General features: G+C 62.1%; 11 protein-coding genes. All 11 read left to right on the top strand.

Annotated elements, in window-relative coordinates; translation table 11 throughout:
- Positions 1-42 precede the first annotated feature (42 nt).
- The 11 genes from ACUN9V_RS18215 to pstB all read left to right on the top strand — a co-directional run bounded on the left by ACUN9V_RS18215 (position 43) and on the right by pstB (position 15,126).
- Complete coding sequence (locus tag ACUN9V_RS18215) at positions 43-1,839, top strand: AMP-binding protein (RefSeq protein WP_445512397.1); 1,797 nt, start codon at positions 43-45, stop codon at positions 1,837-1,839.
- Between the two features lie 97 nt (positions 1,840-1,936).
- Positions 1,937-5,998 carry an ATP-dependent RNA helicase HrpA gene (gene hrpA, locus ACUN9V_RS18210; RefSeq protein WP_445512430.1) on the top strand — a complete coding sequence of 1,354 codons (4,062 nt, stop codon included), beginning with the start codon at positions 1,937-1,939 and terminating at the stop codon, positions 5,996-5,998.
- A gap of 85 nt (positions 5,999-6,083) precedes the next feature.
- Entirely contained in the window at positions 6,084-7,214 is a 1,131-nt protein-coding gene (locus ACUN9V_RS18205; protein WP_075561725.1) for a beta-ketoacyl-ACP synthase III, read from the top strand.
- Complete coding sequence (locus ACUN9V_RS18200) at positions 7,214-7,960, top strand: MlaA family lipoprotein (RefSeq protein ID WP_075561726.1); 747 nt, start codon at positions 7,214-7,216, stop codon at positions 7,958-7,960. Before ACUN9V_RS18205 ends, ACUN9V_RS18200 begins: the two co-directional genes overlap by 1 nt.
- A gap of 13 nt (positions 7,961-7,973) precedes the next feature.
- Positions 7,974-9,116, top strand: coding sequence for a PP2C family protein-serine/threonine phosphatase (locus ACUN9V_RS18195; protein WP_445512429.1), 1,143 nt, complete (start codon positions 7,974-7,976; stop codon positions 9,114-9,116).
- Positions 9,109-9,615, top strand: a complete 507-nt coding sequence (locus tag ACUN9V_RS18190; protein ID WP_110693721.1) for an STAS domain-containing protein — start codon at positions 9,109-9,111, stop codon at positions 9,613-9,615. The genes ACUN9V_RS18195 and ACUN9V_RS18190 overlap by 8 nt, the downstream gene beginning before the upstream one ends.
- Positions 9,616-9,788: 173 nt before the next feature.
- A complete protein-coding gene (locus ACUN9V_RS18185) occupies positions 9,789-11,003 on the top strand; it encodes a Bcr/CflA family multidrug efflux MFS transporter (RefSeq protein WP_445512396.1) in 1,215 nt (404 codons plus the stop codon).
- 321 nt (positions 11,004-11,324) lie between these two features.
- The gene (gene pstS, locus ACUN9V_RS18180; RefSeq protein WP_110693719.1) at positions 11,325-12,368 is read left to right on the top strand and encodes a phosphate ABC transporter substrate-binding protein PstS; all 1,044 of its coding nucleotides are present in this window, start codon (positions 11,325-11,327) and stop codon (positions 12,366-12,368) included.
- 106 nt (positions 12,369-12,474) lie between these two features.
- Positions 12,475-13,413, top strand: a complete 939-nt coding sequence (gene pstC, locus ACUN9V_RS18175) for a phosphate ABC transporter permease subunit PstC (RefSeq protein ID WP_083627727.1) — start codon at positions 12,475-12,477, stop codon at positions 13,411-13,413.
- Positions 13,414-13,429: 16 nt separating this feature from the next.
- Positions 13,430-14,281 (top strand): phosphate ABC transporter permease PstA, encoded by an 852-nt coding sequence (gene pstA / locus ACUN9V_RS18170; protein ID WP_110693717.1) that lies wholly within the window; start codon positions 13,430-13,432, stop codon positions 14,279-14,281.
- 20 nt (positions 14,282-14,301) lie between these two features.
- Positions 14,302-15,126, top strand: a complete 825-nt coding sequence (gene pstB, locus ACUN9V_RS18165) for a phosphate ABC transporter ATP-binding protein PstB (protein WP_445512395.1) — start codon at positions 14,302-14,304, stop codon at positions 15,124-15,126.
- Positions 15,127-15,259 lie beyond the last annotated feature (133 nt).

Below are 15,259 nucleotides of genomic sequence, written 5' to 3'. Positions count from 1 at the left end.
CCTGTTATAAGGACGATAACCGTCACGAATCAAGGAGATCCTATGAGCGATAGCGTCAGCCCGTGCATCGAAACGGGAGCGCCGCTGGAGGGCATGGAGGCGTTCGAGTCGATCAACGATATCATCGCCGAAGCGTGCCGCCGCTTTGCGGACAAGCCTGCCTTCAGCTGTCTGGGTCATACCTTGCGCTATCGTGACATCGATCGGCTCTCGGGCCACTTTGCCGCCTGGCTGCAACGGGAGACCGACCTGGAGCCCGGCGATCGAATCGCGATACAGCTGCCCAACGTCCTGCAGTTCCCCGTCGCGGTATTCGGCGCCCTGCGCGCGGGTCTCGTGGTAGTCAACACCAACCCGCTCTACACCGAGCGCGAGATGCGCCACCAGTTTCGTGACGCGGGCGTCAAGGCCGTGCTGGTGCTGGCCAACATGGCGCACAAGCTGGAAAAGGTGCTCGATCAGACCGACATTCGCCATGTCTACGTGACCGAAATGGCGGATCTCCATCCGTGGCCCAAGCGATTGGTGGTCAACGGTGTGGTACGCCATGTCAAGAAACTGGTGCCGGCCTATTCGCTGCCCGCCGCGGTGAGCTTTCGAGATGCGCTCTCTGCCGGCAGCCGACATTCGGCCGAGGTCGTGGCCAGCCGCGGCGATGATGTGGCGGCGCTGCAGTACACCGGCGGGACCACCGGCGTCGCCAAGGGCGCGATGCTGACCCATCGCAATCTGATCGCCAACATGCTGCAGACCCAGCAGGTAGTGGGCAAGACGCTGGTCGAAGGAGAGGAGACGATCATTGCGCCGCTGCCGTGCTATCACATCTACACCTTCACGGTGAACTGCCTGTTCGCGATGGTTTCCGGGCATCACAACATTCTGATTCCCAATCCGCGCGATATCGAGGGCTTCGTCAAGACGCTGTCCAAGACGCCATTCACCGTGTTCGTCGGACTCAACACCCTGTTCAATGCGCTGTGTCAGCGTGATGACTTCAAGGCGCTCGACTTTTCCCGCCTCAAGCTGACGATTTCTGGAGGCATGGCCCTGACGCCCACGGTGGCGCAGCGCTGGGAGCAGGCTACCGGCCTGGGCATCGTCGAAGGCTACGGCTTGACCGAAACCTCGCCGATCGCGTTGGTCAACCCGCCGGAAGCCCCGCAGATCGGCACCATCGGCAAACCGGTGCCCGGCACCGCGATTCAGGTCATTGATGACGAGGGTCGCGCGTTGCCGCGTGGCGAGAAGGGCGAGCTTTGCGTCAAGGGCCCGCAGGTCATGAAGGGCTACTGGAACCGCCCGGAGGATACCGCCAAGACGTTGGACGCCGATGGCTGGCTGCGCACCGGGGATATGGCCCAGATTCTCGACGATGGCTACGTCAAGATCGTCGACCGCAAGAAAGACATGATTCTGGTCTCCGGCTTCAACGTCTACCCCAACGAGATCGAGGAGGTCGTCGCGAGCCATCCCGATGTCGTCGAAGTCGCCGCGGTCGGGGTGCCCGACGAGGAGACCGGCGAGGCGGTCAAGCTGTTCGTGGTCGCCCGCAATGACAGCCTCGATCCTCAAGCGCTTCGTCAGTGGTGCAAGAAGGAGATGACCGGCTACAAGGTGCCCAAGTTCGTGGAACTGCGCGATGAACTGCCCAAGAGCAACGTCGGCAAGGTGCTGCGGCGGGAGTTGCGTGACGCGTCATCGAACGGCGCCTCTCCGCGATCCGGGAAGCTTGATGACAGGGCCGGTGAAAACAGCGGTGCAAAGGTCGATAAAAAGCCCGGTGAAACACCCGATGAAAAGCCGGCGAAAACGGGTCATTCCTCTTCGGACGTGAGTTGATCCGCTGACGGCGCTACAATGACGGGTTCGTCACCGCCTTTGGTGACGACCCCGTTTTCGCCGTTGTCTCGCCGACGTAGAGGATCTCTTGAGCGCTATCGCTTCCCCGTCTCTGCAAGCCCTGAATGATCTGCAAACTCGCCTGGACGCCTGCCTGCTTCGCGACGCCCATGAACAGCGCCAGCGGCTCGAGCGCTTGGCTCGGCGTGCCCGTGACGGCAAGCCGATCGATCGATCGCTGAAGGAGATCGAAGCACGCCTGGCAGCCTCCAGTGAGGCCGTCGAGCGGCGTCGGCGCCAACCGGTGACGCTCGAATATCCTGAATCGCTGCCGGTCGCCGCCAGGCGCGAGACCATTCTCGAAGCGCTGCGCGAGCATCAGGTCGTGGTCGTGGCAGGCGAGACCGGCTCCGGCAAGACCACCCAGCTACCCAAGCTTTGCCTGGAGCTGGGGCTGGGTCGGCGCGGGATGATCGGCCACACGCAGCCACGCCGGCTGGCGGCGCGCTCGGTGGCTTCGCGCCTGGCTGAGGAGCTTCGGGTGCCGCTCGGCGAACAGGTCGGCTATCAGGTGCGCTTCACCGACCAGAGTAGCGACGACACGCTGGTCAAACTGATGACCGACGGCATTCTGCTGGCCGAGACGCAGCACGACCCGGATCTCATGCGCTACGAGGCGATCATCATCGATGAGGCCCACGAGCGCAGCCTCAACATCGATTTCCTGCTCGGCTATCTCAAACGCCTGACGGCGCGGCGGCCCGATCTCAAGGTGATCATCACCTCGGCGACCATCGACGTCGACCGGCTGTCCCGTCATTTCGCCATCGAGCGCGACGGCGAGACCCGGCCGGCACCGGTGGTGGAAGTATCCGGCCGCGCCTTTCCTGTGGAGGTGCACTACCGCCCGCTGGTGCGCGAATCGCGGGAAGAAGAGGATCTGACGCTACAGGAAGGGATTCTGGCGGCGGTCGACGAGATCGAACGCATCGAGCGCGAGAAACGCTGGTACAGCGGGCCGCGCGACATTCTGATCTTCCTGCCCGGCGAGAGGGACATCCGCGAGACCGCGGACCTTTTGCGCCGAGCCGAGCTCAAGAGCACCGAAATTCTGCCGCTGTACGCGCGGCTCTCCAACGCCGAGCAGAACCGGGTGTTCCAGTCCCACGCGGGGCGGCGCATCGTACTGTCCACCAACGTCGCCGAGACGTCGCTGACGGTACCGGGGATACGCTACGTCATCGACCCGGGCCTGGTCCGCATGAGCCGTTACAGTGCGCGCGCCAAGGTCCAGCGGCTGCCGATCGAGCCGGTCAGCCAGGCTAGTGCCAATCAGCGCAAGGGTCGCTGCGGGCGCGTGGCCGAGGGCGTCTGCCTGCGACTCTACAGCGAAGAGGACTTTCTCTCGCGCCCCGAGTTCACCGAACCCGAGATTCAGCGCACCAATCTGGCCTCGGTGATCCTGTCGATGCTGTCGCTCAGGCTCGGCGATGTATTCGACTTCCCGTTCGTCGATGCGCCGGATGCGCGTTTCGTCAAGGATGGCTATCGGCTGCTGTTCGAGCTGGGGGCGGTCGATGGTGGTGAACGTATCACCGACCTGGGGCGACAGCTGGCGCGGCTGCCGATCGACCCGCGTCTGGCGCGGATGGTGCTGGCGGGAGAACAGTTCGGCTGTCTGCGCGAGGTACTGATCGTGGTCAGCGCGCTGGCGGCCCAGGATCCTCGCGAGCGGCCGGCGGACAAGCGCCAGGCCGCCGATCAGCGCCACAAGCAGTGGGAGGATCCCAACTCCGATTTCGTAGCCTGGCTCAATCTGTGGCACGGCTTCGATGCCATGCGCGAGACGCTCTCCGGCAGCCAGCTGCGACGCTGGTGTCGCGACCAGTATCTCAACTATCTGCGTCTGCGCGAGTGGCACGATACCTACCGCCAGCTGCGTCAACTGACCCGCGAGATGAAACTCGAGCTGTCATCCGCCATGCAACCTCGCGAGGCCGCACCGGCGTCCCCGCCCGAGGGCGATCCGACGACGTCGGACGGTGTCGCGGAGACTGCTGGCGCCACCGCGAACGGCGAGCCCGAGGGCCTGCCCAAGGTCGATACCCAGCGCCTGCACCAGGCGCTGCTCGCCGGTCTGCTCTCCAACCTGGGGCAGTTGCAGCCGGAGAGTCGCGAGTTTCTGGGCGCGCAGAATCGACGCTTTCTGATTCATCCGGCATCCGGGCTGTCACGCAAGCCGCCCAAATGGGTCATGGCCGGGGAGATGGTGGAAACCAGCCGCCTTTACGCTCGCGATGCGGCGAGAATCAAGCCGGAGTGGATCGAGCCGCAGGCGGCGCATCTGATCAAGCGTACCTACAGCGAACCGCATTGGGAGCGCAAGCGCGCCCAGGTCGTGGCGCTGGAGCAGGTCACGCTGTTCGGACTGCCGATCGTCACCGGTCGCCGGGTCGACTATGCCAAGGTGAATCCACAGGAAGCGCGCGAGATATTCCTGCGCCGCGCGCTGGTGGAAGGGGACTACCAGACCCAGGCCGCGTTTTTTGAGCACAACCGGGCGATGGTCGCCGAGGTCGAGAATCTCGAGGACCGGGCCCGCAAGCGCGACATCCTGATCGACGAGGAAACGCTCTTCGCGTTTTACGACGAGCGGGTGCAGGCGGAGATCGCTGGCGGGCGCAGCTTCGAGAACTGGCGCAAGCTCGCCGAGCGCGAGTCGCCGGACATTCTGAAGCTGGACAAGGCCGCGCTGATGGCGCGAGAGGCCGACGACGTCAGCGTCGAGCAGTATCCCGATGAGCTGACGTTCAACGGCGTCCGTTACCCGTTGAGTTACCACTTCGCGCCCGGGGCCAGCGATGACGGCGTCACCCTGACCGTGCCCGCGGTGATGCTCGCCCAATTACCGGAAGGCCGCTTGTCCTGGCTGGTGCCAGGCCTGTTGCGGGAAAAGTGCATTGCACTGCTCAAGGCACTGCCCAAGGCGATGCGCCGGCAGGTGGTGCCGATTCCGGACTGGGTCGATGCCGCGCTGGCGACCCTGGTGCCGGATCAGCGTCCGGTCGAGGAGGCGCTGGGGGAGTTTCTGCGAATCAAGACCGGCACACGCCTGGAGGCATCGTCCTGGCGCCACGATCAGCTCGATCCGCATCTGGTGATGAACCTGCGCGTGGTCGATCACAATGGCAAGGTGCTGGGCGAGGGGCGCGACCTGCGCGCGCTGCAGACGCGTTTTGGCGAGGCAGCTGCGGAAGGGGCCAGGGCGATGGCGGAAACCCCGAAAGAGACCGCTGAACGCCTCGAAGACTTTCCCGAGAAGGCGCTGCCGGCATCACGCACCACCAGCCAGGCCGGCATTCAGGTCGAGGTCTATCCGGCCATGGTGGCAGAAGGGGATGGGCTGCAGATCGCCTGGTTCGATCATGCGCAACGCGCCGAGGCCGCCCATCGCGATGGTATCGTTCAGCTGGCGCGTCGTCGGCTCCCCGATACCCTGCGCTACATCCAGCGTGAATTGCCCGCGATCAAGCAGTGCGCGCTGCTGTTCGCCAAGGTCGGGACTCGGGAACAGCTTGCCCGTGACCTGATCGATGCGTGTCTGGCGCAGACGGTGGCCGCCGATCCGCTGCCACGCTCCCGCGAGGCTTTCGAGATTCGTCTCGAGGCCTGGCGCGGTGAGCTGGTGGCCTACGCCGAAGCGCTGTTGGGCGATATCGACAAGGCGCTCAAGGCGCATCTGGCGGTGACCAAGGCGTTGAAAGGCAATGTCACGCTATCGCTCGCCCTCACCTACAGTGACCTCAAGGCGCAGATGCAGCGTCTCGTCTATCCCGGTTTCGTACGTGATGCCGGTGCGTGGTTGTCGCACTATCCGCGCTATCTGGAGGCGGCGGAGCTCCGGCTCGAGAAGGCGCCCCGCGATCTGCGTCGCGATCAGTTGTCGATGCAGCAGGTCCAGGCCTGGGAAGCCCGGGTCGACGCCCGCCGCCAGAGTACGCACCGCGACGGTATCGTCGATGCCGAGCTGGTCGAATTCGGCTGGTGGCTGCAGGAGTGGCGCGTCTCGCTATTCGCGCAGCAGTTGGGCACGCTCGAAACCGTATCGGAAAAACGTCTGGCACGCCGCTGGCAGGAGATCACCGGGCAGACCGTGTGAGCGGCCGGATTCGCTTCAGTGCATCCACCGCAAGTGGGAACACGTAAACCGTAATAGCGGCAGAGGCCGCGGGAGATGAGAGTCAATGACGCAAGCCGTGATTACCGCGACTGGCCTGTTCACGCCGCCGGATTCGATTGGCAACGCCGAGCTGGTCGCCAGCTTCAATGCCTGGGTCGATGCGGAAAATACCCGTCAGGCGGAAGCCATCGCACGCGGCGAGCGCGAATCGTTGGCGCACTCCAGTGAAGCCTTCATCGTCAAGGCGTCGGGTATCGAAAGTCGCTACGTGATGGAAGCCAGCGGCATTCTGGACCCCGAACGCATGCGCCCGCGGATTCCCGAACGGGCCAACGATACGCTGTCGGTGCAGGCCGAAATGGGCATGGAAGCGGCCCGGCAGGCGCTGGACGAGGCCGGAGTCCGTGCCGATCAGCTCGACCTGATCATCGTCGCCTGTTCCAACCTGCAGCGTCCTTACCCGGCCGTGGCCGTCGAGCTGCAGGCGGCGCTCGGTGCCGGCGGCTACGCCTTTGACATGAACGTGGCCTGTTCCAGCGCGACGTTTGCCATCGACATGGCGACCAATGCCATTCGCGCCGGCAGCCTGGAGCGGGTGCTGGTGGTCAATCCCGAGATCTGTTCCGCGCATCTCAACTTTCGTGATCGGGATAGCCATTTCATCTTCGGTGACGCTTGCACCGCCATCGTGCTGGAAGCCGATCATCTCGCTCAGGATCGGGAACATTTCACGGTGCTCGGCACGCGTCTGACCACTCGGTTCTCCAATGCCATTCGCAATAATTTCGGCTTTCTGAATCGTCTGGCGGATCAAGATGAGGGGGCGCTGGACAAGCTTTTCGTCCAGGAAGGGCGCAAAGTGTTCAAGGAGGTCTGCCCGCTGGTGGCGGCGTTGATTCTCGAACATCTGGAAAGTCAGTCACTGACGGGAGATTCCGTCAAGAAATTGTGGCTGCATCAGGCCAATCGTCACATGAATGACATGATCGCCCAGCGCGTGCTGGGGCGCGAGCCTTCACTGGCTGAGGCGCCGATAATTCTGGACCGCTATGCCAATACCAGTTCCGCTGGATCGATCATCGCGTTCCACCTCCATCGCGACGATCTGCAGGAGGGCGATGTAGGGGTGGTGTGTTCCTTCGGTGCGGGCTACAGTGCGGGCAGTGTGATACTGCGTAAAGGGAATGCGTGTTAATGAAATCGATCCATTGGCTGGGCGGCGTCTGCATGGCAGCGGCGCTGAGCGGCTGCGCCTCGACCGGGGAAGATTCCAATCCTCAAGATCCATGGGAAGGCTTCAACCGGGGCGTCTATCAGTTCAACGATACCCTTGATCGCTATGCGCTGAAGCCGGTCGCGCAGGGCTACGACACCGTCACGCCCGATCCGGTGCAGGACGGCGTGGGTAACTTCTTCTCCAACCTGGGCGAGATTCGCACGGTGTTCAACAGCGTCCTGCAGTGGCAGTGGGGCAATGCCGGCGTCGCATCCGGCCGTTTCCTGGTCAATACCGTGCTGGGCGTGGGCGGCGTGCTCGACCCGGCAACGAGAATGGGCCTGAATGAGAACACGGAAGATTTCGGTCAGACTCTGGGTGTCTGGGGCTTCGATTCAGGCCCCTATCTGGTACTGCCGCTGCTGGGGCCCAGTACGGTTCGCGACACCAGCGGCTTGCCGGTCGACGCCTACACGTACCCGGTCACTTATGTCGAGGACGACAAGTGGCGCTACGGTCTCACGTTCCTGCGCTTCGTGGATCTGCGAGCCGGCCTGCTCGAGCAGGAGAAGCTGATCCAGGGAGACCGCTACAGCTTCATTCGCGATGCCTATCTGCAGCGTCGTCAGTTCGAGGTCACCAACGGAGCCGCGGGCAAAGATCCGTTCGCCAGCGGCGGTTTCGGTGACGATTTCGAATACAGTGAAGACGACTTCGCCGAGTAGCCCCGTGTCCAATATGCCGCTGGATGAGTTGCCCGTGATCGGTTTGATCGACCTGCCCGGGCCGGATCGCGAGCGGCTGATCGAGGCGCTGTCGCGTCTCGACGTGGTATTGAACGCCGCGGCGTCGATCGCGGCCTTGCCGGTACACTGCGATCTGGTCGTGGCGCATGTGCGCGCGGTGTCTCACGACGGTTGGCAGCAGCTGGCGATGGGGCAACCCACCATTGTCATCAGCGAAAGTCAGCGCGACGGCGATCTGCACAAGGCGATCGATGCCGGTTTGATCGATTATCTGGTCGAGCCGCTGAAACATGCGGATATTCTGCGACGGCTGGTGGAACGGGCGTTGGAGCAGGATCGTCTGTCGCGAGAACATAGCCAGAGTCGGAAAGAGCTCGAGGCTCTGAACGACCGGCTCGAGAAACATCTCGAGATGCTTCGCGAGGATCAGCGCGCGGGCGGGCACGTGCAGCGCAAGCTGCTGCCGCCGTCCGGCATCCGCCATCTCGGCGTCCGCTGCGATTACTGGTTTGCCCCCTCGCTCTATCTGTCGGGTGATTTTCTAGATTTTCAACGCTGCGACGAGCGTTACAGCTTCTTCTATTTCGCCGACGTCGCCGGGCACGGAGCGTCGTCGGCATTCGTCACCGTGCTGTTGAAATATCTGTGCAATCGCTGGCTGGCCCAGTGGCGCACGTTGCTGCCGGAAGCCTTCCCGTCACGGTGGCTGGGCGAGCTCAATCGAGAGCTGCTGGAAACCGGCATCGGCAAGCACGCCACGGTCTTTGCCGGCGTGCTGGACCATGAGCGCCGTTTTCTGCACTATGCGCTCGGCGCACAGTTGCCGATGCCGATTCTTCAGGCCGAGGGAGGGAGTGCCTATCTGGGTGGAAAAGGCCCGCCGGTGGGCTTGTTTCCGGATGTCGAATACCCCATCTATGGCTGTCCACTGCCCGAGTCCTTTCGGCTCTGGTTCTGCTCCGACGGCGTACTGGAATGTCTGCCGGAGAATTCATTAAGCGCGCGGCTCAAGGAACTCGAGCACCGCACGACACATTGTACCGGCGTCGATGACCTGAGGGACGGGTTGGCGCTGGGAGATCAACTGCCGGATGATCTCAGTATGATGACACTGAGCGGTTTCGACCATGAATGAAGGGCGGATCAAGGCGGCATTCGAGTCGGGCGTATTCGTGCTCAAGCTGTGCGGTGACGTGCGGCTGACACTGTGCGCCACGCTGGATGCGGAGGCGCAACGTCTGGCCGAGCTGCCCGGCTTGCGGGCAGTGATGGTGGATTTGCGCCAGGCGACCAACGTCGACTCGACCGCGTTGGGGTTTCTGGCCAAGGTGGCGATGGCGGTGCAGGGGCGGCTCGACGATCCGCCGACGATCATCGCCGAACATCCCGATGTGCGCCGCATGCTGGATGTGATGGGGTTTGCCCGCTATTTCACTCTGCTCGAGGCGCCGCTGACCGAGCCCTCGGAGCTGGATGTGTTGCCGCACGTCGAAGCCGATGAGAGCGCCATACAGCGGCGGATTCTCGAAGCCCACCGGATCCTCATGCACATGAGCGAGCACAATCGACATGAATTTCAGCCGTTCGTCGAGCTGCTCGAATCACAGCGGACCAAGGCTTCTTCGCACAGCTGAGGGCGCTAGGCGTTCATGCCTGGGCGGTGTCATTACTGCCACGTTGCCAGCGATCCCTTGATCCCCGTCACGCCTTGCCGCCCCGGTGAGGCGTTTTTTGCGCTGGTTGCATGGCTTTCGTTGGTTTGCCGGCGCGTTATCGATGATGTCCGGTTCGTTCTGAAGGAGATAGTGTGACGACCTTGACCGCCCGCCGTCTGGCTCTGCTGGTTGCTGCCAACACGGCACTGGCGCCATTGGCGATCGATGCCTACCTGCCGGCGATGCCATCGCTGGCGGCTTCGATCGGTGCCAGCGTGCATCACACGGAACTATCGCTCAGCGTGTTTCTGCTCGGGTTCGCGTTCGGACAGCTGGTCTGTGGGCCACTGTCCGATCGTTACGGACGCAAGCCGGTGCTGATGACCGGCCTGGTGGTGTTTCTGATCGCAAGCTTAGCGCTGACGCAGGTAGGCTCTTTGGCCTCGCTATGGAGCTGGCGCTTCGTTCAGGCCCTGGGGGGCGGCGCTTGCGTGGTCAATTCTGCGGCGATCGTGCGTGACCGCTTCAGTGGGCGCGAGGCCGCCAAGGTCATGTCCACCATGATGATGATTCTGATGATGGCGCCGCTGATCGCGCCAGCCATTGGCAGCGCGCTGCTGCATCTGGCGAATTGGTGGCTAATCTTTCTGTTTCTGGCGGTCTACGCCGCGTTCGTACTTTGGCTGCTCGGTCGGCATCTTCCCGAAACTCATGGCCGCGACCCGCAGGCGCCGTCGGTACGCCAGATTCTGGGTAATTACAGGAGCGTACTGCGCCATCGCGAAGCGATGGGGTATATCGGTGCGGTATCAATGTCGTTCGCCGGCATGTTCGCCTTCATTACCGGCTCGCCGTATCTCTATATGGAGCACTACGGTCTCTCGACCAGGCTGTATCCGTTCGTCTTCGGCGCCAATATTCTGATCATGGCCTCCTCCAGCCGGCTCAACATCCGCTTGCTGAAGATCCGTACGCCCCAGCAGAACCTGCTGTTGGGCTTGGGCGTCCAGCTCACCGCCGGTCTACTGCTGGTCACCATGGTCGCAACCGGGCTGGATTCCATCTATACGGTGGCGCCACTGATGGTGGTCTTCGTCGGCATGCAGGGGCTGATCAGCCCCAATGCCATGTCCTCGATGCTCGATCATTTCCCTCACATGAGCGCCACCGCCACCGCTCTGCAGGGATGTCTCCAGTTCACCTGCGGCGCCGTTTCCGGCGCGTTGGTCGGGGCATTCGAGCTGGCCAGCGCCTGGCCAACGGTGCTGACGATGCTGGGAGCCACGTTGCTGGCCAATGTCGGGGTCAGGGTCCTGGCGGGTCGCGCACTCAAACAGCGAGTGGGGCAGGACGAAAGCACTGCCTGAGCCGTTACCTGAACCCGCATCACCGTTACCCGGCCTGACGATTGTCATCCTGTTGTCATCAAATCTTGTCATCGTGGCTGCGCGAAGGTTGCAGTACTCAAGCCTCAAGCCATATTGATGCTCATTGGCGAGCCTGAAGCTTCAGGCGATCGCGGTGGCTTTTTCGCTAGAGACGAGCACGATCTCGAGACCTTCGCTAACGTAGTTGCATGGGTGTCATAAAACTGTCACGACACTGAAGTACGGTGTGCGCTGAGAGTGTTGGCAACCTTCGCAACGTCGTTATCGCTCACGCATTCAAGGTGGAAACAGGATATCGCTATGCTTAAACATGTCTTCGCAGCGCTCATCTCCGGCTCCATGGTTCTCGGCGCCGCCGGTGTCCAGGCCCAGGACTCCATTACCGGTGCCGGTGCAACCTTCCCGTATCCGGTCTATTCGCAGTGGGCAGACGCCTACCAGGACGAGTCCGGCATCGGTCTCAACTACCAGGCGATCGGTTCCGGCGGCGGCATCCAGCAGATCGTTGCCAAGACCGTCACCTTCGGCGCCAGTGACGCGCCGATGACCAAGGAAGAGCTCGACAAGAATGGCCTGATGCAGTGGCCGATGGTCATGGGTGGCGTGGTCGCCGCGTTCCATGTCGAGGGCATCGAGGGCGACTCGCTCAATCTGGATGGCCCGACACTGGCCGATATCTATCAGGGCAAGATCACCAACTGGGACGACGAGGCCATCGCCAAGTTGAACCCGGATATGGATCTGCCGGATACCCAGATCACGCCGGTCTACCGTGCTGACGGCTCTGGCACCAACTTCCTGTTTACCCATTATCTGGCGCAGGTCAGCGAAGATTTCGCCAACACCGTGGGTGAAGGTAAATCCGTTGCCTGGCCTGCCGGTGTAGGCGCCAAGGCGAACGCCGGTGTGGCTAGCCAAGTTTCCAACACCAACGGCGCAATTGGCTATGTCGAGTATGCCTACGCGGAACAGAATGATCTGAGCCTGGTGCACCTGAAGAACCAGGCCGGCAAGGTCGTCGCGCCGGACATGGATTCGTTCATGGCCGCTGCCGCCAATGCCGACTGGAAAAAGGCGCCGGGCATGTACCTGGTGCTGACCAATCAGCCGGGCGACAAGAGCTGGCCGATCACCGGTGCCTCGTTCATCCTGATGCACAAGGAAGTCCAGGACGCCGACGCTGCTCGTCAGGCACTCGAGTTCTTCGACTGGGCCTACAGCAATGGCGGCGACATGGCCAAAAAGCTGGACTACGTGCCGATGCCGGAGAATGTTGCCGACATGGTTCGTGACAGCTGGAGCGAGATCAAGGATTCGGATGGCAACGCTGTCTGGACCAAGTAATCTCTGAATGACATGCCGCGACGGCGGGCGGGCAACCGCCCCCGTCGCGGCGCTGTATCGAATGCCGCCGGTTGGCGGCATGATGGCTAGTCGATGAGGAATGAAGATGTCCACCTCCAACGCGATTCAAGCCAGCGGCCTGGGCCATCTCAGCGATGCCACCCAGAAGCGGCTTCAGCGCAAGGCCCGCATCGATGTGTGGTTCGAGCGCATGTTGTTCGCCTTCGCTTTTGCGGTGCTGCTGTTGCTCGGGGCAATTATCGCGTCACTGATGGTGTCCAGCTGGCCGGCGATCCAACGTTATGGCCTGGACTTCTTTACGGAAAATCGCTGGGCGGCCAACGTCGAAGTCTTCGGCGCGCTGCCGGCAATCTACGGTACGCTGCTGACGTCGTTCATCGCGATCGTCATAGCGGTACCCATCTCTTTTGGCATTGCCATCTTTCTGACCGAGCAATGCCCCGGATTTCTGCGCCAGCCGCTGAGTACCTTGATCGAGCTGCTGGCGGGTATACCTTCGATCATCTATGGCATGTGGGGCATGGAGGTGCTGGCGCCACTGCTGCGCACCTGGTTCCCCACGGTCTTTCCTGCCGGCACCGGTCTGACGACGGCGGGTATCATTCTGGCGGTGATGATCATTCCGTTCATTACCGCCGTGAGCCGGGACGTGATCAATACCGTGCCCGCGGTCATGCGGGAGTCCGCCTATGGTCTGGGCTGCACTACCTGGGAAGTCACCCGCAGCGTTATCCTGCCGTCAGTGAAGACTGGCCTGGTAGGTGGGGTCGTGCTGGGACTCGGGCGTGCGCTGGGCGAAACCATGGCCGTGACGTTCGTCATCGGTAATAACCTGTTCCTCAACACCACCTTGACCGGGCAGGGCACCTCGATCGCGGCCCTGATCGCCAATCAGTTTTCCGAATCTGACGGCTCTCAGCGCTCGGCGCTGCTGGCATTGGGTCTGATTCTGTTCCTGATCACCTTCGCGGTACTGGCTTTCGCGCGCTATCTGCTGCGCAACAGCACCGGTCGACATGCCTGAGCGGCAGGAGAGAAACATGAATATCAGTCAAACGCCGCTTTATCGCCGCCGCAAACGGCTCAGTCAGTTAGTGATGGTGCTGTGTCAGGTGGCGACCCTGATCGGGTTCGCCTTTCTGTTCGCGATTCTGTTTACCCTGGTGACCAAAGGGTTGGGGGCGATCTCGCCTGCGACCTTCGTCGAGCGTACGCGGATGACCGGTGGTGGCCTGGGCAACGCGATCTGGGGGACATTCATCATGACCTGCGCGGCGACGGTGATCGGGACGGTCATCGGCGTGGCGGCGGGTACCTGGCTGGCGGAGTACAGTGGCAAGGGGATGATGGCCAAGGTGATCCGCTTCATTAACGACATTCTGCTGTCGGCGCCGTCGATCATCATCGGCCTTTTCATCTATGCCATGGTGGTGGTGCCGATGGGCAATTTCTCCGGTTGGGCCGGCGTACTGGCACTGACGGTGATCATCGTGCCGGTGGTGATCCGTTCCACCGAGGACATGCTGCGCCTGATTCCCAATTCGTTGCGTGAAGCCGCGGCGGCGCTCGGCGCCCACCGCTATTGGATCATCGTACGAGTGTGCTACAGCGGGGCGCGCGCGGGCATCCTGACCGGGATTCTGCTGGGTTTCGCGCGGATCAGTGGCGAGACGGCACCGCTGTTGTTCACCTCGCTGAACTCCAACCAGTGGAACTTCTTCGACCTGGGTAGCGAGATGGCCAACCTGCCAATGACCATCTACCAGAACATGACGATCAACGCCTTCATTCCCGACCTGGTGGCGCTGGCTTGGGGCGGGGCGTTGATCCTGACCGCTGCCATTCTGATTCTGAACATTGCGGCGCGCTATTTCTCGCGCCAGCGTTCCTGATTTCCAGCTGCGAGACTGCCATGACAGCCGAACTTCAACTCAAGCAGAAACGCGACGCCGGCGGTCCCGGTGAGGTGCCAGCGCCGCAGATCGCCACCAAATTGCGCGTCGACGATCTGAATCTCTACTATGGCAAATTCCAGGCGATCAAGAACGTCTCCATGGAAATTCCCGAGCGTCAGGTGACGGCGTTCATCGGGCCATCGGGTTGCGGCAAGTCGACGTTGATCCGCTGCTTCAATCGAATTCACGACCTCTACGAGGGGATCCGCACGGAAGGACAGATATTGCTCGACGATTACGACATCTATCAGTCGGGCGTCGATCTCAATCTGCTACGTTCGCGCGTCGGCATGGTTTTTCAGAAGCCGACGCCGTTCCCGATGTCGGTCTTCGATAACGTCGCCTTCGGGATTCGCCTGTACGAAAAGCTGTCGGCCCGAGAGCTAGAAGAGCGGGTCGAGTGGGCGCTGAAAAAGGCGGCACTCTGGAACGAGGTCAAGGACAAGCTCAAGCAGAGCGGGCAGGCGCTGTCCGGCGGTCAGCAGCAACGCCTGTGTATCGCGCGTACCATTGCGGTGAAACCGGAGGTGATCCTGCTCGACGAGCCGACTTCGGCGCTGGATCCGATCTCGACCGGCTATATTGAAGACCTGATCAACGAGCTCAAGCAGGATTACACGATCGTCATCGTGACCCACAACATGCAGCAGGCGGCGCGTATTTCGGATATCACCGCCTTCATGTATCTGGGTAGCCTGATCGAGTGTGACAACACGACCAAGATATTTACCCAGCCGAGCGAATCGCGGACCGAGGATTACATTACCGGTCGTTACGGCTAACCGTGTCGCCGGGCCGGAAGGGCGAGGCGGGGATATACGAGCCGCTGGCCTGACCTCGCGAAACCCGATCGATTCGTCGCAACCGGATGCCTCCGAGCCACGGCTCGGGGGCATCCGTGTTTTTGTCCTTCGA

This window comes from Salinicola sp. V024 (genome assembly GCF_052645315.1).
This window is presented reverse-complemented; position numbering and strand designations above follow the sequence as displayed.

Bases quoted from the DNA above. Each gene is read 5' to 3' on its own strand.
- ACUN9V_RS18215 (WP_445512397.1), top strand. From the start codon at position 43: ATGAGCGATAGCGTCAGCCCGTGCATCGAAACGGGAGCGCCGCTGGAG.
- ACUN9V_RS18205 (WP_075561725.1), top strand. From the start codon at position 6,084: ATGACGCAAGCCGTGATTACCGCGACTGGCCTGTTCACGCCGCCGGAT.
- ACUN9V_RS18200 (WP_075561726.1), top strand. From the start codon at position 7,214: ATGAAATCGATCCATTGGCTGGGCGGCGTCTGCATGGCAGCGGCGCTG.
- ACUN9V_RS18195 (WP_445512429.1), top strand. From the start codon at position 7,974: ATGCCGCTGGATGAGTTGCCCGTGATCGGTTTGATCGACCTGCCCGGG.
- ACUN9V_RS18190 (WP_110693721.1), top strand. From the start codon at position 9,109: ATGAATGAAGGGCGGATCAAGGCGGCATTCGAGTCGGGCGTATTCGTG.
- pstS (WP_110693719.1), top strand. From the start codon at position 11,325: ATGCTTAAACATGTCTTCGCAGCGCTCATCTCCGGCTCCATGGTTCTC.
- pstC (WP_083627727.1), top strand. From the start codon at position 12,475: ATGTCCACCTCCAACGCGATTCAAGCCAGCGGCCTGGGCCATCTCAGC.
- pstA (WP_110693717.1), top strand. From the start codon at position 13,430: ATGAATATCAGTCAAACGCCGCTTTATCGCCGCCGCAAACGGCTCAGT.
- pstB (WP_445512395.1), top strand. From the start codon at position 14,302: ATGACAGCCGAACTTCAACTCAAGCAGAAACGCGACGCCGGCGGTCCC.